Annotated in this window: 23 protein-coding genes and 1 riboswitch; of the genes, 3 read left to right on the top strand and 20 right to left on the bottom strand. The window is 26.1% G+C overall.

The features are described 5' to 3' along the window. Positions 1-12: 12 nt before the first annotated feature. From E0D94_RS03615 to E0D94_RS03565, 11 genes are all read right to left on the bottom strand, one after another. Positions 13-657: a ComF family protein gene (locus tag E0D94_RS03615; RefSeq protein ID WP_130805939.1), complete on the bottom strand. Its 645-nt coding sequence runs from the start codon at positions 655-657 to the stop codon at positions 13-15. 2 nt (positions 658-659) lie between these two features. Next, positions 660-2,888: an SF1B family DNA helicase RecD2 gene (recD2, locus tag E0D94_RS03610; RefSeq protein ID WP_130805938.1), complete on the bottom strand. Its 2,229-nt coding sequence runs from the start codon at positions 2,886-2,888 to the stop codon at positions 660-662. A 50-nt stretch (positions 2,889-2,938) separates the two neighbouring features. Next, positions 2,939-3,511, bottom strand: coding sequence for a competence protein ComK (locus E0D94_RS03605; RefSeq protein WP_130805937.1), 573 nt, complete (start codon positions 3,509-3,511; stop codon positions 2,939-2,941). A 240-nt stretch (positions 3,512-3,751) separates the two neighbouring features. After that, positions 3,752-3,910 (bottom strand): YvrJ family protein, encoded by a 159-nt coding sequence (locus E0D94_RS03600; RefSeq protein ID WP_130805936.1) that lies wholly within the window; start codon positions 3,908-3,910, stop codon positions 3,752-3,754. A gap of 64 nt (positions 3,911-3,974) precedes the next feature. Continuing rightward, entirely contained in the window at positions 3,975-4,190 is a 216-nt protein-coding gene (locus tag E0D94_RS03595; protein WP_278044676.1) for a DUF2922 domain-containing protein, read from the bottom strand. A 38-nt stretch (positions 4,191-4,228) separates the two neighbouring features. Then, positions 4,229-4,453 carry a DUF1659 domain-containing protein gene (locus E0D94_RS03590; protein WP_130805934.1) on the bottom strand — a complete coding sequence of 75 codons (225 nt, stop codon included), beginning with the start codon at positions 4,451-4,453 and terminating at the stop codon, positions 4,229-4,231. Between the two features lie 47 nt (positions 4,454-4,500). Continuing rightward, positions 4,501-5,070, bottom strand: a complete 570-nt coding sequence (locus E0D94_RS03585) for a sigma-70 family RNA polymerase sigma factor (RefSeq protein WP_165442850.1) — start codon at positions 5,068-5,070, stop codon at positions 4,501-4,503. A gap of 193 nt (positions 5,071-5,263) precedes the next feature. After that, entirely contained in the window at positions 5,264-5,539 is a 276-nt protein-coding gene (locus E0D94_RS03580; protein WP_130805932.1) for a hypothetical protein, read from the bottom strand. A gap of 57 nt (positions 5,540-5,596) precedes the next feature. Then, positions 5,597-6,787 (bottom strand): methionine adenosyltransferase, encoded by a 1,191-nt coding sequence (gene metK, locus E0D94_RS03575; RefSeq protein ID WP_130805931.1) that lies wholly within the window; start codon positions 6,785-6,787, stop codon positions 5,597-5,599. A 105-nt stretch (positions 6,788-6,892) separates the two neighbouring features. Beyond that, positions 6,893-6,992, bottom strand: a riboswitch (SAM riboswitch). A gap of 67 nt (positions 6,993-7,059) precedes the next feature. Beyond that, positions 7,060-7,533 carry a COG2426 family protein gene (locus tag E0D94_RS03570; RefSeq protein WP_130805930.1) on the bottom strand — a complete coding sequence of 158 codons (474 nt, stop codon included), beginning with the start codon at positions 7,531-7,533 and terminating at the stop codon, positions 7,060-7,062. 129 nt (positions 7,534-7,662) lie between these two features. Then, on the bottom strand, positions 7,663-7,827 hold the full coding sequence (locus E0D94_RS03565) for an aspartyl-phosphate phosphatase Spo0E family protein (RefSeq protein WP_130805929.1): 165 nt from the start codon (positions 7,825-7,827) through the stop codon (positions 7,663-7,665). A 204-nt stretch (positions 7,828-8,031) separates the two neighbouring features. Between E0D94_RS03565 and E0D94_RS03560 the strand changes: the two genes are divergently transcribed. Beyond that, positions 8,032-8,697 carry a hypothetical protein gene (locus E0D94_RS03560; RefSeq protein WP_130805928.1) on the top strand — a complete coding sequence of 222 codons (666 nt, stop codon included), beginning with the start codon at positions 8,032-8,034 and terminating at the stop codon, positions 8,695-8,697. Positions 8,698-8,713: 16 nt separating this feature from the next. Here E0D94_RS03560 and E0D94_RS03555 read toward each other — a convergent pair whose 3' ends face one another. Beyond that, a complete protein-coding gene (locus E0D94_RS03555; RefSeq protein WP_130805927.1) occupies positions 8,714-9,466 on the bottom strand; it encodes a hypothetical protein in 753 nt (250 codons plus the stop codon). A gap of 230 nt (positions 9,467-9,696) precedes the next feature. Between E0D94_RS03555 and E0D94_RS03550 the strand changes: the two genes are divergently transcribed. Beyond that, positions 9,697-10,728, top strand: a complete 1,032-nt coding sequence (locus E0D94_RS03550; RefSeq protein ID WP_130805926.1) for a hypothetical protein — start codon at positions 9,697-9,699, stop codon at positions 10,726-10,728. Positions 10,729-10,746: 18 nt separating this feature from the next. Here E0D94_RS03550 and E0D94_RS03545 read toward each other — a convergent pair whose 3' ends face one another. The 7 genes from E0D94_RS03545 to manA form a co-directional block, all read right to left on the bottom strand. Beyond that, entirely contained in the window at positions 10,747-11,730 is a 984-nt protein-coding gene (locus E0D94_RS03545; RefSeq protein WP_130805925.1) for a Gfo/Idh/MocA family protein, read from the bottom strand. A 96-nt stretch (positions 11,731-11,826) separates the two neighbouring features. After that, complete coding sequence (locus E0D94_RS03540) at positions 11,827-14,457, bottom strand: glycoside hydrolase family 38 N-terminal domain-containing protein (RefSeq protein WP_130805924.1); 2,631 nt, start codon at positions 14,455-14,457, stop codon at positions 11,827-11,829. A 58-nt stretch (positions 14,458-14,515) separates the two neighbouring features. Then, positions 14,516-15,532, bottom strand: coding sequence for a PTS fructose transporter subunit IIC (locus E0D94_RS03535; RefSeq protein WP_130805923.1), 1,017 nt, complete (start codon positions 15,530-15,532; stop codon positions 14,516-14,518). 15 nt (positions 15,533-15,547) lie between these two features. Beyond that, entirely contained in the window at positions 15,548-15,856 is a 309-nt protein-coding gene (locus E0D94_RS03530) for a PTS fructose transporter subunit IIB (protein WP_130805922.1), read from the bottom strand. A 22-nt stretch (positions 15,857-15,878) separates the two neighbouring features. Further along, positions 15,879-16,343, bottom strand: coding sequence for a PTS sugar transporter subunit IIA (locus E0D94_RS03525; RefSeq protein ID WP_130805921.1), 465 nt, complete (start codon positions 16,341-16,343; stop codon positions 15,879-15,881). Then, entirely contained in the window at positions 16,334-18,331 is a 1,998-nt protein-coding gene (locus E0D94_RS03520; RefSeq protein ID WP_130805920.1) for a BglG family transcription antiterminator, read from the bottom strand. Before E0D94_RS03520 ends, E0D94_RS03525 begins: the two co-directional genes overlap by 10 nt. A 157-nt stretch (positions 18,332-18,488) precedes the next feature. Then, positions 18,489-19,418, bottom strand: coding sequence for a mannose-6-phosphate isomerase, class I (gene manA / locus E0D94_RS03515; RefSeq protein WP_130805919.1), 930 nt, complete (start codon positions 19,416-19,418; stop codon positions 18,489-18,491). A 135-nt stretch (positions 19,419-19,553) separates the two neighbouring features. Between manA and E0D94_RS03510 the strand changes: the two genes are divergently transcribed. Further along, positions 19,554-20,477 carry a 2-hydroxyacid dehydrogenase gene (locus E0D94_RS03510; RefSeq protein WP_130805918.1) on the top strand — a complete coding sequence of 308 codons (924 nt, stop codon included), beginning with the start codon at positions 19,554-19,556 and terminating at the stop codon, positions 20,475-20,477. A gap of 63 nt (positions 20,478-20,540) precedes the next feature. Here E0D94_RS03510 and E0D94_RS03505 read toward each other — a convergent pair whose 3' ends face one another. Next, positions 20,541-21,863, bottom strand: coding sequence for a 6-phospho-beta-glucosidase (locus tag E0D94_RS03505; protein WP_130805917.1), 1,323 nt, complete (start codon positions 21,861-21,863; stop codon positions 20,541-20,543). Between the last annotated feature and the right edge of the window lie 15 nt (positions 21,864-21,878).

The raw sequence follows: 21,878 nt of genomic DNA, 5'->3' as shown, positions 1-21,878 counted from the left end.
TTATTCTCCTCCTTATATATCTCTACCACTTGCTATTGTTATTAGATAAGTTTTTTTAGCATTAGCATCCATTATATTTCTTTTTGCCTCAGTATATGTAGCTCCTGTAGTTATAATATCATCTACTATAAGTACATTTTTATTAGCAAATATTTCTTTATCTATTATTTTAAATGCTCCCTTTATATTTGTACGTCTAAAAGATTTTGATAATCCTGATTGAGATTTTGTCTTTTTAAACTTGATTAAATTTCCAGTATATAATTCTATATTTAATTTTTCTGAAAGATATTTTGCAAGTAATTCTGATTGATTAAATCCTCTTTTAGATTTTTTTCTTCTTGTCATTGGAATAGGCACTATTAAATCAACATCATCTATATTCCGTTTTTTAAATTCTTCTAATAATAATGGTCCTAGCATCTTATATAAATAAGGTTTTTTACCATATTTATATTTAAATATTATTTCTCTTATACAATCTGTATAACGAAGAGGACAAATTATATCTTCTGATATTGTTTGATCTAAAAACTCTAATCGATCTCTACATTCATTACATAAATGATGCTTGATAGTTTCTTCATATTCATCACATATAAAGCATATATTTTTTTCTGGATAAATAATCTCTAATATTCTATCTAATATTTTCATATTTAACCTCTCACATATACATTAAACATATCATTCAATCTTTTAGATAATCCTGAATACCTTGTAGTAATTTTATTATTTTTTATCATCATAGCTAAATACCTTTCCATTCCTACAAGCACTACTAATTCTTTCGCACGTGTTATTCCTGTATAGAGTAAATTCCTTGTAAGAAGCATTGGTGGTCCCCAAAGTATTGGAATTATAACTACTGGAAATTCTGAACCTTGAGATTTATGAATTGTAGTAGCATATGCAAGTCTAAGTTCATCTAATCCACTAAATGGATATACTACTATTCTTTTATCATCAAATTCTACTATTAATTCTGATTCCTCATGATCAATTTTTGTTATAATTCCTAAATCCCCATTAAACACTCCTTTTCCTTTTTCTATTGACTTTCCATTTTCTATTATTTCCCACTCACTATTATAATTATTTTTTATTTGCATTACTTTGTCGCCTACTCTAAATATAGTATCGGCTATTTTTCTTTCAGCTTTAATTTTAGATTTAGGATTTAATATAGCTTGCAAACTATTATTTAATGCATTTACTCCTGCATCTCCTTTTTTCATTGGAGATAATACTTGAATATCTTTTATTGGATCATACCCATTAAATTTCCTAAGTCTTCTATAGGCTAATTCAAGTATGGTATCTACTATTTGAGAAGGATTGTTTCTTTTCATAAAAAAGAAATCTTTATCCTTTTTATTTAAATAAGGATATTCTCCCTTGTTTATTCTATGGGCATTTACTACTATCATACTTTCTTTTGCTTGTCTAAATATTTCATCTAATTCTACTACTTTAATAAGTTTTGAATCTATTATATCTCTAAGTACATTTCCAGCTCCAACTGATGGTAATTGATCTACATCACCTACAAGGATAAGTCTAGTTCCTGGCATAATTGCTTTTAATAAATGATTCATTAAAAGTATATCAACCATTGATACTTCATCTATTATAACTACATCACTTTCCATAGGAGTACCATCATCTACTCCAAATGCCATTCCTATTTCTTCATCTACAAATGAATATTCAAGTAATCTGTGAATAGTTTTAGCTTCTTTTCCTGTAGCTTCACTCATTCTTTTAGCTGCTCTTCCAGTAGGAGCCCCAAGGGTTACTTTTAAATCTTTTTTCTCAAATATTTTTATTATACTATTTATTGTAGTGGTTTTTCCTGTTCCAGGACCACCTGTAACTACTAAAACTCCATTATTTATGGATTCTTCTATAGCTTCTTTTTGTCTGCCAGCTAGTTTTATCTCTTCTTCATTTTCTATTTCATTTATTTGATCATCTATATCTATATTTATATCATGTAATTTTACATTTGAAAGCTCTATTAATTTTTTACTTACATTTGCTTCTGCTGTATAAAAAGGTATAGAATATACTACTATCTCACCATTTATATTTTCAAGCTTTATATGGTTATCAATAGTCATTTGAGTTATTCCATTATCTATTATTTCTTCATCTATGGAAAGTACTTCTTTTGACTTGTTAACAAGAATTCCCTTTGGCATATATGTATGTCCTTCAGTAGTAAACTTCATAATTGCAAATTTTATCCCTGCTCTTATTCTATAGACAGAGTCAAAAGCTATACCCATTTCCATAGCTATTTTATCTGCCATTTTAAATCCTATTCCAAATACTTCTTCTGATAATCTGTATGGATTTTCCTTTACCTTTTGTATTGTCTTATTTCCATATTTTTTATATATTCTTACTCCAAATTTTGAACTAATACCATATTGTTGTAAAAATAGCATAACATCACGAAGTTCTCTTTGTTCACTAAAAGATTCTGCTATTTTTTTAACTTTTTTACTTCCTATACCTTCTACTTCTTTTAACTTTTGTGGATTATATTGAATTACATCTAAACTATTTTCTCCAAATTTCTCAACTATTTTTTCTGCAGTTTTAGGGCCAATACCTGATATTAATCCTGAAGCTAAATAATTAATTATTCCATTAAGAGTAGCAGGTACTACAGGTTCATAATTCTCTACTTTTAATTGCTGACCAAAAGTTTTATGATGTTCCCAATTACCTTCTACTTTTATAGTTTCCCCTATATTTAATATAGGAATATACCCAACTATCGTAATTATATCATCTTCAGTTTCAAGTATTGCAACGATATATCCATTTGAATCATTTTTAAATATTATTTCTTCTACTGAACCTTTTATAGATATCAATTTAAAACCCTCCGAACATTCTTATCTATACATTATAACATACTAAAAAGTCATAGTCTTTTTTTAATATCAACAAGTTCTCTAATTAAAAGTGCAATATCTTTCTTAGTTGCAGGAGTGTTATAACTTAAATCTTCTTCTTTTACATGGGAATCAAACTTTTCTTTATATGATTGTTTTACTAGTTTCCCATCATTTATATGTTTTATTATTGTTCTTTCACTATTTAGCACTTTTATTTCTTTTCCTGTAATAAGTTTTATGTAAATCTCTTCATCTTTTTTCAAAATATCTTCTATATATTTTAAATTAAAATAACCTATTGAGCCATCATTTTTAGATATAGGTTTTCTCGTTTTCATAGGTATCAATATATCCCTTTTTGTAAGGGGTATTGGCACCATATTTTTTGATTCTATAATCTTTCCATATTCATTTCTTACTTTTCTTAAATCTAATGTAAAATATCCAGCTATGGATTTTAAAACTCTAATAGTCCTATAATAAATAAACATGTCCTCTTTATTTTCAAAAATTATTTTAGTAGAATTTCCTTTCGTGTCTAAATAAATTGGAAGTATTGCTATAATTTTATTCATTAATATTTTATCAATCTCTATCATTTATATCTCCCCTTGCTATTATATTAAAAATATTATAACATCGAACATGTGTTCCTGTAAATAGTTTTCTAAAAATTTGTATATTTGTTTTGCTTTTAGGAAAAAATAATCATATCTATAGAAAGGAGTGGCACGAATTAAAAATAATATATTAGTGTTATTATTCTTTTTAGTTTTACTTTTAATTGCAGCATGCGGACTTATTATAGGAGAACGAAATAGTCAAACAAAAGAGGAAAGTCATAAGACTTCCTCTTTTGTTTTTGATATTATAGCCTTTGTAAGTTCATTTATACTAGAAGTAATATCTGTAAGTTTGCTTTCTATTCTAACTAAAAGAAATACAGACACAACTATAGGAAAACCTAAATTTGCAATTTGACTAAATATTATCTCCATTTTAACTACCTCTCTTCCAATTAAATTAATTGTGAAAAGGGTAGACTTTAGTCCACCCTTTAGATTAAATTGAAAAATCTTGTATTTGTGTTGTAATTATTCTAGCTCCAGCTATAGATACTAAATTTCCTCCAGTTGTTTCAAATATATTTTGAGTTATAATATTATTCATAGCTGAAGTTATTTCTAACTCTGTTAAATCTTCTCTTGGCTCATCTAAAGATATTCTAGTTTTTCTATCCATTATATTTTTAAATATCAATTCTAGTTTTTTGCTCAACATATTCACCTCCAATCTTTATATCCTTCTTTAATAAATTAAACCATTTCAATTTCTTTTTCATCAATTCTCTTTACCGCCATAAGTGGTAACTGTTGTAGTCCTGTTATTGAAACCATACTTTCATAAATTCCTTCATCAGTTGCATCGGTTTTAACTGATGAAAGTGTTTTAGATTTTATAATTTCTTTGCCATTTTCATCTAAACCATTTTGAAGCTCTAATTTCACTTTACTTGATTTTAACATTGTATTTACTGCCATGATTATCACCTCCTCTCTTACCTACACTACAAATATAGAAGTGATAATTATTTTTTACTATATAATTTTTTTAATTTTTCTAATGCATTCTTTTTTGTGTTTACAACTGTTCTATAGGAAATTCCTAATCTATTTGATATATCCTTTATATTAATTTTTTGTAAATAAAACATAACTATTATTTGTTTTTGACGTATAGTTAATTTTTCTATATTTTTAACTAACTCATTATTTAATTCCTTATATAAATATTCTTTTTCTATATCTATTTCTGATTCTAATGTATCAATCAAACTAATACTACTATCTTTAGATGAAATCTTTTTATCTAAAGACACTACATATTTTTTAAACTTAAGTTTATCTAGATAATGATATCTTAAAATAGTATTTATATAGCCAGAAAAATAAACTCCTTTTGAAAAATCAAACTTATTTATCCCTATTAAAATCACTTCATATCCTTCATTAATTAAATCATCCATCTCTTCTTTTTCAAAGTAATATTTTTTTATTTGAGTTAAAATAAGAGGTTTATAACTTTCTAACAACTTCATTTTTGCTTCTTTTTCTCCTAATTTTGCTTTTCTTACTAAATTATCTATTTCACTATACATATTCATCCCTCATATTGATGAGTACTCATCTTGATTACCGGTTAAATATATAATACATTTTAAATTTAAAATTACTTAATAGTGACTTTACTAAAGTCACATACAATAAAAAAAGCCCACCACCGAACTAATGTTCTTAAGCAGGCTTTCAAGGGGATTTCTATATTAAATTGAGGGAGTTTGCAAAAATACTTCATTTTAAATATTCTATTTTTATTTCATAATCATCTTTTAAAATATCTATCATATCCATTATTTTAGTATTTTCTTCTTCTATACATATTGTAATAGGACTAAATCTATCCTTTATACTCAGTATTGTATATTCTAAACTTTTCTCATTATTTACTATTATTTTTATAGGGTGAGTATTTTTGGGAATATTAAATCCTATATATATATTTCTTATGAATTCTATTACACCATATATAAAAAACACATAAACAAAGACATATAATATATAAATCATTTTCTCACCCCTATAATGGATTGATTTATATATTATATGTGTTAAGATTAATCTTTGTTACTTATTTAATCCTTCTTTTTTTAATATATCTTTTTTGTCTGTTTTTTCCCAAGGTAAATCAATATCAGTTCTTCCAAAATGTCCATATGCTGCCGTTTGACGATATATTGGTCTTCTTAAATCTAAATTTTTTATAATAGCTGCAGGTCTAAGATCAAAATGTTTTCTAATCAATTTTTCTATTTTTTCTTCTTCTATCTTACCTGTTCCAAAGGTATCTACCATTATAGATACAGGTTCTGCTACACCTATTGCATATGCAAGTTGTACTTCACATTTTTTAGCAAGGTTTGCTGCTACTACATTTTTAGCTACATATCTTGCAGCATATGATGCAGATCTATCTACTTTTGTAGCATCTTTACCTGAAAATGCTCCTCCACCATGACGAGAGTAACCACCATAAGTATCTACAATTATTTTTCTTCCAGTAAGTCCTGCATCACCTTGTGGTCCACCTATTACAAATCTACCTGTTGGATTAATAAAGTATTTAGTTTGATCATCTAATAATTCATTTGGTACTACTGCTCTTATTACAAATTCTCTTAAATCTCTTTCTATAGTTTCTAAATCTACTTCAGAACTATGTTGTGTAGATATAACTACAGTATCTACTCTTACAGGTTTATCATCATTATATTCTATAGTTACTTGAGTTTTTCCATCTGGACGAAGATAATCTAATCTTCCACTTTTTCTAACTTCAGAAAGTCTTCTAGCTAATTTATGAGCAAGTGAAATAGGTAGTGGCATTAATTCTTCTGTCTCATCACAAGCAAAACCAAACATAATACCTTGATCTCCTGCACCTGTATGAGGTAACTCTTCTCCATTTTCTCCCTTTCTCTTTTCAAGAGATTCATTTACACCCATAGCAATATCAGGAGATTGTTCATCAATAGAAGTAAGTACAGCACAAGTTTCAGAATCAAATCCATATTTTGCACGAGTATAGCCTATTTCTTCAACTGTTTTTCTAACTACTTTTGGAATATCTACATAAGTATTTGTAGTTATTTCACCAGATACAAGTACAAGACCAGTAGTTACAGTAGTTTCACAAGCAACTCTAGCATTAGGATCGTCTTTTAATATAGCATCTAAAATTGAATCCGATATTTGATCACAAATTTTGTCAGGATGTCCTTCAGTAACAGATTCTGACGTAAAAAGCCATTTTCTCATTTTTTTCCTCCTCGTTGTGAAACATTGGGACGCTTCTTAGTCTCACATTATCCTTTTTTTGTAAAATAAAAACCTCTTCAAAAGAAGAGGTATAATTACACATCTTCCTCATCTTCCAAAGCTTTTGCTTTGTAGGATTTAGCACCGATTTTTCACCGGTTGCCGGGTTTCATAGGGCCTATCCCTCCACCACTCTTGATAAGGCAATCAAGAATTATTAAATTAACATATAAATATTAACATATAATTTATTATTAGTCAATTAATTTTTATTATACAAGTACCATTACTCCTATTGAACTTAATATATACATTATAATACCTGCTGTAATTACACCAGCTACAATTGTTGGAAATGCAAATTTAAATCTTATATTAAATAAAGATGCTGCTAAAGAACCAGTATAAGCTCCAGTAGTAGGAAGTGGTACTGCCACAAGTAAATATAATCCTAGTAAAGTATATTTTTTCATTCTTTTACTTCTTCTAAGAGTTCTGTTTTCTATCCATTCTATAATCTTGTCAAACTTATCATATCTTCTTAAAAATTTAAATATTGGTTTTAACAGTAAAAGTAAAAATGGAATAGGTAATATGTTACCTATTATAGATAATATAGTACTTTGAATTGGTGTAAAACCCATACTTACTCCAAGTGGTATTGCACCTCTAAGCTCAAATATAGGTGTAGCACCAACTATTATAACCGCTAGTTCCCTTTTTAATAAATCAATTAATTCCCACATAAAATTCTCCTTATAAATTATTCAAATATTATTATACACTATAGATTGTTTAGAATAAACTATTTTAATGATAATTTAAGATTTTCTTAAGAAATAGAATAAGGATAGATAAAATTATCTATCCTTATTCTATTTCTTTCTATAATATAAACTTATTAGTGTATCTAATCGCTTACTTAATTCTAATATTTCATCTCTACTTTTATCATTCATTATGGCTTGGTGAAGCCTATATCTTAATACCTCTATTTCTTCTTTTAAACTTTTATTCTCATCTATAAATGATGCTACCATTTAGACTCCCCCCTAACCTTATTAATCATTAAGTATGCTAACTCAATTAAGCCCCTATAGATAAAAAGATATATTTATATATACCCTATATATATTTAAAAAACATTTTTCTATGTTAAATATATATTACAAAATTACCTTATTTTTCAAAAGTATATCTATTCTAAATCAGTTAATAATAATATATAGAATGGAGGAATATCTGTGAATATAAAAAGGATTATATATATATTTATAATATTATTTTTTACTTTTATTTCTGTATCATTAATGATATATGACAAAATAGAATTATCAAAAAATGATCATATAAATTATAATGGAATACATAAAATTAAATTACCTCAAAATCTAAAAGGAGATACAGAAAAAATAAAACAAGAAAGTAAAGTAGAAAAAACAAGAGAAAATACTGAAAAAAAAGAAAATGAATCAAAACAAATAAATATTAAAAGTAATGATACTGAAACTTTCTCAAAAAATATAATTAGAAAAAAAAATGAATTATTATCTCATATAGAATTTAGTACAGACTATGATAAAAAAACTCAAGAATTTCTTATAAATCAATTGAAACAAGGTATAAAAAGAGCAAAATTAAATCAGTTTGAAGATAGATTGTCAGGAGATAATACTATAAAAGATTTAAATATAAAAGAAATTCAGAATAATTTATCCAAAGAAGATAAAAATAAATTAAATGAAATAATAGATAAATTAGGTACTATAAATAGCATAAAGCTTGTAAAAATACTAGAAAATGGATTAACTTCTAATGAACAAAAAGAAATACATGATTTATTTAAAGAAAAACTATCTGAAAATGAAATTATATCATTAAATGATATATTAGGTAGATTTATTGATTAAAGGGACTTTTGTCCCTTTAATTAAATGCTTTTTCTTTTACTACAATTTCTCTAATACTTTTTACTTTATGATATATTTGTTGTTTTTGGTTTTTATTCCTTGTTTTAATTATTATAGGAATTCTTGATATTTTATCATACATATAATTTAAAGTATCCTGCAATATTAAATAATCTACATCAAATGTTATATTTATAAGTTTCACATATTGTATAATAGAATTTAATTCAACTTTAAAATTTAATTTATTTATTGAAGAAAATCTATAAAATTTATTTATATCAATTGATAATCTTAAACTTGTTGAATCCATTATATCTTTAATTATATTTGAACCTTCAAATAGACTATAGTCTTCTAAATGTATAAGTATTGGTATTTCATATTTGTAAGCTAATTCTTCTAATTCAACTATTGTTTGATCGATTAATGATTTATCTATATCAGTTATTAAAGGAGATATTAAATTTACTACTACATGTTCAGTTGGAAGTGATTTAGCCATACTTAAATTTTCTTCCAATATTTCCATAGTAGCATCTCTAAGTCTCTTTTCATTACTTAAAAAGAAAATCATTTCTGGATTATTTTGATTAAATACTGGAAACATATAACTTATTTTTAGAGGATGATTTTGACAAATTTTTAAAAGTGATGTAATATCTTTTGCACTAGAAAATTTATTAGAAATTTGTATCCAATTTATATTATTTTGCAGGACAAAATTTAAATCCATATGGTCCACAGATATCCCAAGATGTCTATTCATTTTAATCCTCCTCAGCTGACATAATTCTGATAAATTTGAATTTTAATGAAAGCATATTTAGTATACATTATATACCCTAAGAAGGGGTTTTGTATACAATATTTTAAATATTTAACTGCTATTTTATCCAACAGCATTCGACATTTTTTTAAATATATAATGATTTATGATGACTTTTATGGTATTATTTTAATATAATAAAGTTATTTTAATCAATTTGGGGGAAAAAGATGCATACTAATAAATATACTTTAATTTTAATCATTTTAACTTCTTTAATATTTACTTTTGGATGCAGCAATAAAAATTCAGAAGAAAATGTACAAACCAAAGAAGATAATCAAGGTAATGAACAGCAAATTGTAGAGGAACAGGAAGAAGAACAAGAACAAGTAAATCCTTTATATGATACAGAAAATTTAGTACAATCTAATATGAAAATATTCTTAAATGATAATCCTCTAGACTTGAATAATACTATAGCAAAGAAACCTTTAAAAAATAATAAAGGAAATATATTACTTCCATTTATATCTTCATATAAATTGTTAGGCTTTGAAATAGAACTAAATGAAACAGAAGAAGATTTAAGCATTACTGCAATAAATAATTCAACTAAAATATATGTGGCTATAAATAAATATAGCAATATTAAATCTATATCTATAAATGATAAAGATTTAAGTGGTGAAAATATTCAAATGTATTTATTAGAAGATCAAAACAAGAAAAATTCAGAGCTACTAATACCCTTAGAGTTTATTGCTAAATCCCTTGATACTACTATTGTAGAGGGCAATGAAAAAGATTCATTAGTATTAAATACAAATGACTTTAAGGAAAAGCAAGAAAAAATTATTGAAGAAGATAAATTAGAAGACATTTTTAGTGGAATCGGAATAGGAATTGGTGATTCACTTGATAAAGCTAAAGAAAAATTTGGAGAAATTGGAGATACAGGAGGATACCAAGGATCTGACTATTACTCATTTAATAATATAACTATATTTACTGAAATTGGTACAAAGGTAATTACATCAATAGGATTACCTAACTCTACTTACTCTATAGATGGAATTAAAGCTGGAGATAATATAAAAAAAGTTTATGATAAATATGGTAAAAAAGAACCAGTTGAATATGAAGGAATAACAAGTGTAATATATGAAAATATAAAAGGATATAAAGTAGAGTATTCCTTAAAAAGCAATAAAAAAACTATAAGTTTTATAACTATAAGTGAAAAAACTTCAAGAGAATAACACTCTTGAAGTTTTTTATTATTTATCTGCAGGATATATTACACCCATTTGTTTTCTTGCTTGTTCCAATATATTCATAACTATTCTTGATTTTTTAAATGAATTTATATCCGATTGATTTTTTCCTTCTTTTATTAAATCTATAAATTCACTTGCTTCATAATACATATTTGGTTTATCCTGTTCTACAGTTAAATCCTCTTTTCTACCATCTCTATATATTATTTTAATATTCTTAGGCGTAGGTATCTTATCTATTATCATTGTTCCATTTTCACCTTGTATTTCACTAGGAACATATGAATCTGTTATTTTTGAATGAATTATTAAAGCTTCCATATCATCATAATTAAGTACTACATTACCTTCCCCATCTACTCCAGATTCTAATATTACTCCATTTGCATTTATGGTTTCAGGTTTTCCAAATAATTGTACTAAAGGATATATACAGTATACTCCTATATCCATAAGAGAACCATTTGAAAATTTAGGATTAAAAGTGTTTGGATTTTCTCCTCTTTTATATGGATCATACCTGGAAGAATACTGACAGTAGTTTCCTACATATCTTCTAATTTTACCTATCTTATATAAATTTTCTTTTATTACATTAAAATTAGGTAAAAATGAAGAAACCATTCCTTCCATTAGCAATCTATTATTTTTTTCTGCAGATTTTATCATAGCTTCTAATTCATTTAAATTTGATGCTATAGGTTTTTCACAAAATACATGCTTTTTATTTTCTAGAAATAAAATAGAATATTTAGCATGGTATGAATTTGGACTTGCTATATAAACTGCATCTATTGTCTCTGATTTTGCCATCTCTTCTATATCTGTATAAATGTTTTCCACATCATACTTTTTAGCAAATTCATGAGCTTTTTTTTCTGTTCTTGAATACACTGCATTTAATTTAAATCCTTCATTTAACATAGCTGATTTCAAAAATTCATCTGTAATCCAACTAGTACCTACTATTCCAAATCGTATCACTAAATCATCCCCTTTTATATTTTTATATTTAAATTATATCATAATAAATAATCCCCTCAAAAAACTTAAAATAAGTTTTATTTAAGGGGATATATTTTATTTAAATTTAAAATTTAATATTTCATTACTCTTTATTCTTTTTATATGAATAGTATTTTTAGTTATTTCAAAATTTGTATTAATATCTATATTTTTTTCTTTCAAATTAACTAAATTGACATCACTAAACTTTTCTCCATCATATTCAATTTCTACATCATTTATATTTTCATTAATACTGTTATAAATACGTAATACTACCCCTTCATCATTTTCTGATTTTTTAATAGCACTTGTACCTACTAATGGATTTTTTATTCTAATTGGATAGTAAGTATCTGATAATCCCTTATTTTTATCCTCTATATTTTGTAACTGGCTATAATGAAGTGGATATACATAATTTTCAGCATTAATATTCATTTCATTTATACTATTTATAGGACAAATAGAATATTCCATTTCAAATTTTCCTATCATATTACTTTTTGGAGTCTTTACATGTAAACCAGATCTTCTTCCAGGTCTATTAACTAAATCCTGTTTACCCATATAGCTAGTTCCACATAATAATGTTAATGCTATCTTAGGTTTATTTTCATCTAATATTTCATATTGAGGTAACCCTCTATTTATTATTTGCAATCCATTTTTACTATCAAATACTCCTACAAATTTATGTTGATTATATATTGGATAATACTTTTCTTGCCAATTTTCATTTCTCCAATATTCTACTTGTTTTAAATAATTTTCTCTTTCCATAATTCCAAATTGCTGATCTGCATAGTGAATATTTGACTTAATATTTCCATCAAATAATACTTGTATTCTATGATCTTTAATATTATTATTAATTACAGTTTTTATATCTAACCTCTTATTATTTTTATAAATAGTTATAAAAGATTCTATAACTGTATTTTCCTTTTTCTCAGATCTATATTCATTATAAGTATTAATAGGAAAACTTAATGAATAAGTTATTTTAATTTGAGCTTGAATATGACCATTATATACCTTTTCTATTTTTGCTATTTTCCCTTTAGAATAGATGATTTCATCATTTACAGGAGGAGAATAATCATATTCATCACCAGCATTTCCACCTTCTTTAAATATATGTTGATTGTAATAAGTTTTATCATTTTCTTTATCTAATATATCTAAACTTCCATCTTTATTTATATTTACTTTAATGTATTCATTTTCAAGAGTATTTTCATTTACTATTAAACTTTTTTCCTTATTATCACTAAACTTAACTTCATTTATATAATAAGTTTTATAACCAAACCCTTGAACTTCAGGAGTAAAACTAAATTTAACTTTATAATATTCTTTAGATTCATTTTTACCTACAAAATGACTTTCTATCATATAATCATTTAAATCCACTTTTTCAGTATTCAATATCTGATGATCACATTCTAAACCTTTATCATCTTTTAATATAAAATTAGTAGATTCTAATAATGCTTCTATTGCTAATGTATCTTTTCTTGAATTAATTATTGTATTAAATACAGTTATTGGTATTCCCTTGTCATCTTGAAAATTTATATTAGATAAAATTTCATTTGTTTTTTCTTCTAATATTGTAGTACCTATTTGATTAGATTTATTATATCTCATTTCCATCTCATCATGTGTAATATCAGTACATACATTTCCTATAGAATCATGGGCTTGATTTTGGATTATATTTTTCCATCCATGATTTATCAAAGCATTATTATAATAAGAACCATATAATGTTCCTATAGAAGATAATGGTTCCACATATTTTTCATATAATCTTTGTGATATAAAATTTTGTCCTTTTATATCAAGACGAGTAGAGCCAATACTTGCATGTACTCTCATAAATTTACCTTTTCTAAATTCACCTTTATAAGTTTCAAAATCCATGTCAGATCTTTTTACATTTTTAATATAATCTTCTAATGTTGAAAATATAAATTTATATCCTTCTGAACCATACTTTTCATTTAAATCTTTAATAATTAAAGGTAAATCTTTATTTGCTTCCCTTTGGTCATAACCACATAACATCAGTATTTGTCCAGTATGTGTCATATCTTTTTGTGCTTTAATATTAGTTTCTACTACCTTTTTACTTTCATCCATTTTTAATGATAACCATTTAGCATTTTCATATCCTAAGGGTAAATAATGACCTAAAATTTTAGTTTCATCTAATCCTTCCCAGTAAAATTCTTTCTCTTTTATATCTTCATCTGATATTCCTCTCCATATAACTGCATCATTGATATTAAATCCTTTTAAAACTTGAGGTATCTGTGCAGATTGACCAAATGAATCAGGCAAATATCCTATATTCATTACAGAACCAAATTCTTCTGCCATATTAATGCCTATAAGTAAATTCCTTATAAGTGATTCCCCACTTGGAATAAATTCATCTGGTTGTATATACCATGGCCCTACAATTATTCTTTTTTGTTCTATAAGTTTTTTTAATCTTTCTTTATTTTTAGGCCTTATTTCTAGATAATCTTCTAATATTATAGTTTGTCCATCAAACATAAAAGATAAATAGTTTTTATTGTTTTCTAGTAAGTCAATTAAGTCATCCATAATTCTAATCAGTTTAACTCTATATTCTTCAAATGTTTTATGCCATTCTCTATCCCAATGAGTATGTGATACTATATGAAATTTCAATTTTAATCCTCCTATTTATTCTAAATCCATCCCCTAAACCTAGAGGATGGATCATATTTTATCCCATTAAATTAAATTCTGCTCCTTCTTGATCTTTTTCTATATCAGATTCTTTTCTTAAAAATGCTACTGATAATGCAATTATTACTACTCCTACAATAAACCCTATTAACCAACTAATTGGATTATTCACTAAAGGTAATGCCCAAATCCCAATAGCTGCCGGTATTGTAGATGATGCTCCTAATACTAATGATACAGCTGCTCCTATACCTGTACCAATTACAATAGATGGTATTACTTTAAATGGAGTAGTTACTGCATATGGTATAGCACCTTCTGAAATTCCTAAAGAACCCATAAATGCTGCAGGTATAGCATTTGCTTTTTCTGCCTTAGTAAATTTATTAGGTTTAATTGCTGTAGCAATTGCAAGACCTATAGGCGGTGCCATTATTCCTACCCATGCTGCTGCCATTGGTTCATATATACCTTCTGCTAAAGTTGCATATGCAAATGCTAATGCAACTTTGTTTACAGGACCACCCATATCAAATGCCATCATAGCTCCTATTATAAATCCTAAAATTGCTAAATTTGCTCCTTTTAATGATACTAACCAATTTTCAAGTCCAGTCATAGCTGGTGTTAATGGTATTGATATTAAATACATAACCACTGCTGTTAATGCTACACCTAAAACTGGAATTATCATAATAGGCTTTATTACTGCTAAACTTTTATGAATTGGAATTTTCTTTAATCTATTTACTATCCATCCAGCAAAAAAACCAATTAATATACCACCAATATATCCAGTACCTAATTCTCTTGCCATAACTCCACCTACAAAACCTACTGTAATTCCTGGTCTATCTGCTATAGAATATGCAATAAATCCAGCTATTGCAGGTACCATTAATTGAAGAGACCATACTCCTATATTCACTAATTTTTCAGCGATGAATCCTTCTTCTCCTAATATAATTCCAATTGATAATAATATACCTCCTGCTACAACAAAAGGAATCATATATGAAACACCTGTCATTAAATGTCTTTTAAATTTATCCATGATTTCATCTCCTTCTTATTTTACTTTCGACTCTGCTTTTTCTATTACTTTTTTAGCATTTTTAAGTACTTTTTTAGTAGATACTTCTATTTTAGTTAAATTATCAAATCTACTCATCTTTGCTATATGAGCATCAATTGCAAGTATAGCTACGTCTGCTTCATTTATTGCATCTGTGGGTAATTCATCTTCTATCCCCATAGCTCCTTGTGTTTCTACTTTTATGTTATGTCCTAATTCCTTTGCAGCATCTTCCAATGCTTTTTTTGCCATAAATGTATGAGCTACTCCTGATGGACATGCTGTAACTGCTACTATTTTCATATTACATCTTCCTCTCTTCATTTTATTTGAAAATGTTTTCCATTAATTTTAATACTTCTTTATCACTTTTAGCATTTTTTAAATCTTGTCTAAAATCTTGTTCCATTAATTTCATTGATAATTTCGATATAATTTTAAGATGTGTATTATTGCCTTCTTTTTCTGGTACTGCAAGACCAATTACTAAATCCACAGGTTTACCATCTAAAGATTCCCAATCTATAGCTTTAGATAGCTTCAATATAACTATAGTTGGTTTTATTACTGCCTTTGTTTTTGCATGAGGTATAGCTATTCCATATCCTACACCTGTAGTAAATTCCTCCTCTCTTTCTAAGATTTTTTCATAATATAAATCTTTTGAATCTAATCTATTATCATAGTCAACCATTCTCACAACTTCTTGTAAAACTTCCTCTTTAGTCGTTCCATGAAATTTTCTATTGATTAAACCCTCATTTATTAATTCAGTTAAACTTAATTCCATTTATTCTGCTCCTCCTTTTCTGTTGTGAATTTACTATAAAATTCTTTAAATTTTTTTGAATTTATCAATTGAGATACATGAGCAGATGACTTTGTTGCTTTATATATTGTATTAAATAATCTTTCAAAAGAATTTGTCATGTTTTTAGATAAAACTAAAATTAATACTAATTGCACTTTCCTATCTTCTTCCCATTCAATAGAATTTTTCAATATACCAACACAAACTGAAGATTCTATATTAGTAGCTTTTAAAGGATGGGGTATAGCTATTAAATTACCAATTGCTGTAGAAGATACTTGCTCTCTTTGAAATATTGATTTTTGAATATCACTATTTATATATCCTCCAGAAGTCATTTGGTTAGTTAAAAACTTAATTACATCCTCTTTATTTTTAAAATCTAAATTTGTGAAAAATAAATCTTCTTTAAAAAGATTTTCCAAACTCTTTTGTGATCCTGTATCCTTATATAGATTTTCTATTTTATTTCTTATATATATTAAATCTTCATCATCCAATATTGTTTTAACTAAAATCACAGGTATACCAATTTCTTCTTGTATAGGTATAGTAGTGAGTATTATATCAGGCTTTATATTTTTTACTCTATCTAACTCATGTAAAGGATATGTTCCTATGAAATTTGCATTTATACTAAGTGAATTTTTAAGTTTTGCTAATAATAAATTAGCAGTCCCCATACCTGAAGAACAAATGATAGCTATATTTTTTATTTTTTGACTATATCTTTTTTTCCTCTCTAATGCTCCACCAAAATGCATAGCTATATAACCAATTTCATCTTCATTTATTATGTAATTAGTTTCTCTTTTGATAACATTTGTAGCAATAATACCAATTTGAAAAGCTAAAGGGTATTTGTTTTTTATATCATTTATTAATGGATTTCTGATATTCATATTATACTTTGCTCTATGAAGTGCTGGTTTTAGATGTAATGCTAAATTATATATCAATTTATTATCATTATTGAAATCCATATTTAATTTATTTTTTATTTCATTTATTATTTTAGAAATCAGACTTTTAATTTGATTATCTATTAAATGTAGTAGTTCTTTTTCTTCATCTTTTTCTAGTAGTTTACTCCCTAGCAAGTGCATAGTTATATAACATGTTTCTGATTCTGGTATATTAACTTCGAAAATATCTTCTAATATCTTAACTATATTCTCTGCTATATAATATTCTTTTTCATTTTTCAATTTTTCGATTTTTTTGTCTTCTAATGGTACAAAGTTACCTAATATTATTCTTTCTAAAGCTATAGCAATATGAATTATAAGATTATTAAAAGCAATATCAGCCAAGTAAAATTCTTGCTGAACTAATTCCTTTTGTAATATATTTTCAATAAACTTCCAATCCATATTATTAAATTTTGAAATCTTACTATTATAACTGTCAGAAATTATATCTTTATTTATATTTTCTCTATTTAAAACATATTGAGAAATACAAAATCTTTTATCAATTTCTTTTCCTTCAATCATTATACCTTTGTTTTCTTTAACAATTATTTTCAAATTATAATCTTTTAGGGTTGATTTTACTACTTTTAAATCATTCTTTATAGTGGATAAACTTACATATAGTTCATCACCTAATTTTTCAAGTGTTATAGGTACGTTAATGGCTAATAACCTTTTTATAATATATACTACCCTTTGATGAGGAAAATCTGGTATAGTATTTAATTTTAACTCTTCCCTAGTAGAAATATCTTCCAATAATTTTTTACATTGTTTTTTCTTTTTTATATCTAATTTGCTACCTTTTCCTTTTACTGAAATAATTTTCGTATTATATGGATTTAGAAACTCATTTAATTCTTTTATATCACTTCTAATAGTTCTAGATGATACTCCTGTCAGCTTCGCTAAATAAGAACTTGTTAAATATTCATTTGAATTTATGAGTTTATCTAATATTTTATTTAGACGAGTACTTAATAATTTTTCCATATTATTTCCTCCTCTTAACTTAATTATATGTATATCGTTTAAATATAGATAGACATTATATTTCCTATATACAAAGGAAATTATTAATTAATTCTGATAAATCAAAAAAGAGTGAGGTATTAAAACCCACCCTTTTATATTTTAGTTAATTTTTGTTTTATACATAAGAATAAATAATCTCCATATCTCCATCTAATATAAACTCACCATAATTATATGGAATTATAAAATGATCTCCTTTTTCTATACTTATTCCATCAATATTCCCTTTACCTTTTAAAACACTCATTATTATAAAAGGCTTGTCTTGATTCATCTTTAAATTACTCTTTATATCTAATTTATATACTGAAAAATACTCTGTTTCTATTAAATTTTTTATTACATTGTTATTTATTTTTTCTATTGTGGGATTATTCTTAGCATCTTCATGAGGTATTTTAGTTACATCTATACTTTTTTCGATATGAAGTTCCCTAGGTTTTCCATCCTGCAACCTATCATAGTCATATAATCTATAGGTTATATCACTTGATTGCTGAGTTTCAAGTATCATAGTTCCACTACCTATTGCATGAACTGTTCCTGCTGGTATGTAAAAGAAATCTCCTGGCTTTATTTTAACTCTTCTAAGAAGTCTGTCCCAATTACCTTCATCTATTATTTGTCTCATTTCTTCTTTTGTATTTGCGTTATGTCCTAATACAAATTCTGAATCTTGATCACAATCAATTATATACCAACATTCAGTTTTTCCTAAGCTATTTTCATGTTCTTTTGCATATTTATCATTTGGATGAACTTGTACACTAAGATCTCTATTTGCATCTATTATTTTTGTAAGAAGTGGAAACTCATTACCTTTTATATTACCAAACAATTCTCTTTTATTTTCCCAAATCCAACTTAAACTTTCTCCTTCATATTCTCCATTTTTAACTATTGAATCACCATTTGAATGAGCACTTACTGCCCAATATTCTCCTGTATTATTAGATGGAATATCATAATTAAAATATTCTTTTAATTTATTTCCACCCCATATTTTCTCTTTAAATACACTATCTAAAAATAATATATCACTCATTTTTTACTCTCCTAATTAATAATTTTTTTATTTAATGAGACTGATAACCGTCCATAGTCTCAACATTGTATCCATTAACATAGTAGTATATAATTAAATTATAACATAAATACATATTGGAGAAAGGGGTTTAAAATGAAAGTTAAATTACTAGAACCTTTAAATGTTTCAAATGAATTAATTAAAGAATTATCAGAACCAATTAAAGAATTAGGACATGAGTTCGTCTATTATGATGAAAAAACTACAGACAATGATGAGCTAATTAAAAGAAGTAAAGATGCTGATATTGTTATGATTGCAAACAATCCTTATCCTAAAGAAGTTATAGATAAAATGGATAACTTAAAACTTATAAATGTAGCTTTTACTGGAGTAGATCATGTAGCAGTAGATGATGCACATAAAAAAGATATAAAAGTTTGTAATGCAGCAGGTTATTCTGATCAAGCAGTTGCAGAACTTGCAATAGGTCTTACTTTAGATATATATAGAAAAATTAGTGATTCAAGTCCTTTAATAGGAAAAGAAATAAAAGATAAAACTGTAGGCATAATAGGTACTGGCAATATTGGAATGAGAACTGCCAAATTATTTAATGCATTTGGTGCAAAATTAAGAGCCTATAGTAGAACAGAAAAAGACGAGGCTAAAAAATTAGGTATCGAATATGTTTCATTAGATGAGCTTTTATCATCAAGTGATATAATTTCAGTTCATTTACCACTTAATGATAATACAAGAGGATTTTTAAACAAAGAAAAACTAAAGAAAATAAATGAAAATGCTATACTTATAAATTGTGCAAGAGGCCCTATTATTGATAATGAAGCATTAGCTAATTTATTAAATGAAGATAAAATAGCAGGTGCAGGTATAGATGTATTTGATATGGAACCACCTCTTCCAAAAGATTATCCTTTATTATATGCAAAGAATATTGTCTTAACTCCACATATAGCATATTTTACTGAAGAAGCTATGATAAGAAGAGCTAAAATAGCATTTGATAATACAATTTCATTTTTAAAAGGTAGTCCTAAAAATATAGTGAAATAATTAAAAAATTGGTTAGAAATTTGAAATTTCTAACCAATTTTTTAATTACCTAAAACTAAACTATTATTTAAACTGTGGTAAATATTTTTTATGTGCTTTATACATCTCTTCGAACACTTCATTTGCAACACTATCTGAATCTACTAATGGATTAAGTGTAAGAGCTGCTACTGCTAAGTCTTTATCTCCCTTTACTGCTGCTTCGCATACCATTCTTTCAAATGTCTTTATTGTTTGGAGTGTTCCATTTAATTTATATGGTATTTTCCCATAATTCATTGGCTTTGGTCCATCTGATGTAATAATTGATGCTACTTCTATTACTGAATCATAAGGAAAATCAATTATCGATCCTCTATTTAATACATTTACATATTGTATATCTTTTTTATTATTTACTATGGAGTTTACAAGTGAGCATGCTGCATCACTATAATAAGCTCCCCCTCTTTCTTCAAGTCTCTTAGGTTTCTCATGAAGATTTGGATTTGAATATTCTCTGAATAAATCTTTTTCTATTTCTTTTACTGCTTCTGCTCTTACATCATTTTCTTTAAATTGTTCTTTTTGTTTTTGTAATTGTTCTTTTGTCATAAAATAATAATTTAAGTATGGATTTGGTATTGCTTTTAATGATTTTATTAGTGATTTTGACCATTGTAAGCTTTCTATATTTTTCATGCTAGGAGTTTCTTGTAATTCTCCACTTATATATTTATCTAGTAATTCTTTAATAGATGATTTTCCATCTACAAATATATCTGTTACAAAGAAATGATGGTTTAACCCTACTATATCCATTTCTACTCTTTTCTCATCTACATCAAAAATCTTAGCAAATTGATTTTTCATATTTACTGGAACATTACATAATCCTACTGCACGATCAAAGTCTGTATATCTATATATTGCTTCTGTTACAATTCCTGCAGGATTTGTAAAGTTTATAAGCCATGCATCTTTCTTAGCATATTTCTTTACATCTTCTACTATATCAAGTATTACTGGTATTGTTCTTAGTGCTTTAAACATTCCTCCTGCACCATTTGTTTCTTGTCCTATTATCCCATGGGAAAGCGGTATTCTTTCATCTAATACTCTTGCATCTAATCCTCCAACTCTTATTTGAGTCATTATAAAGTCAGCATCTTTTATTGCACTTTTTCTATCTAATGTTTGAAATATTTTTATAGGTAATTTTGCTTTTTCTATCATTCTTTTTGATAGATTGTATATTATATCTAATTTTTCTTTTCCTTCTTCTATATCTACAAGGTGTAACTCTGTTATTTTTAGTTCATCATATCTTTTTATAAATCCTTCTATAAGCTCAGGAGTATAAGATGAACCTCCTCCTATTACTACTACTTTTAAATTTTTATTCATCCTACCCTACCTTTC

Source organism: Senegalia massiliensis, assembly GCF_900626135.1.
Classification (GTDB): Bacteria; Bacillota; Clostridia; order Tissierellales; family SIT17; genus Anaeromonas; species Anaeromonas massiliensis.
The sequence above is the reverse complement of the archived record's forward strand: the minus strand, read 5'-3'. Positions and strand labels throughout refer to the sequence as shown.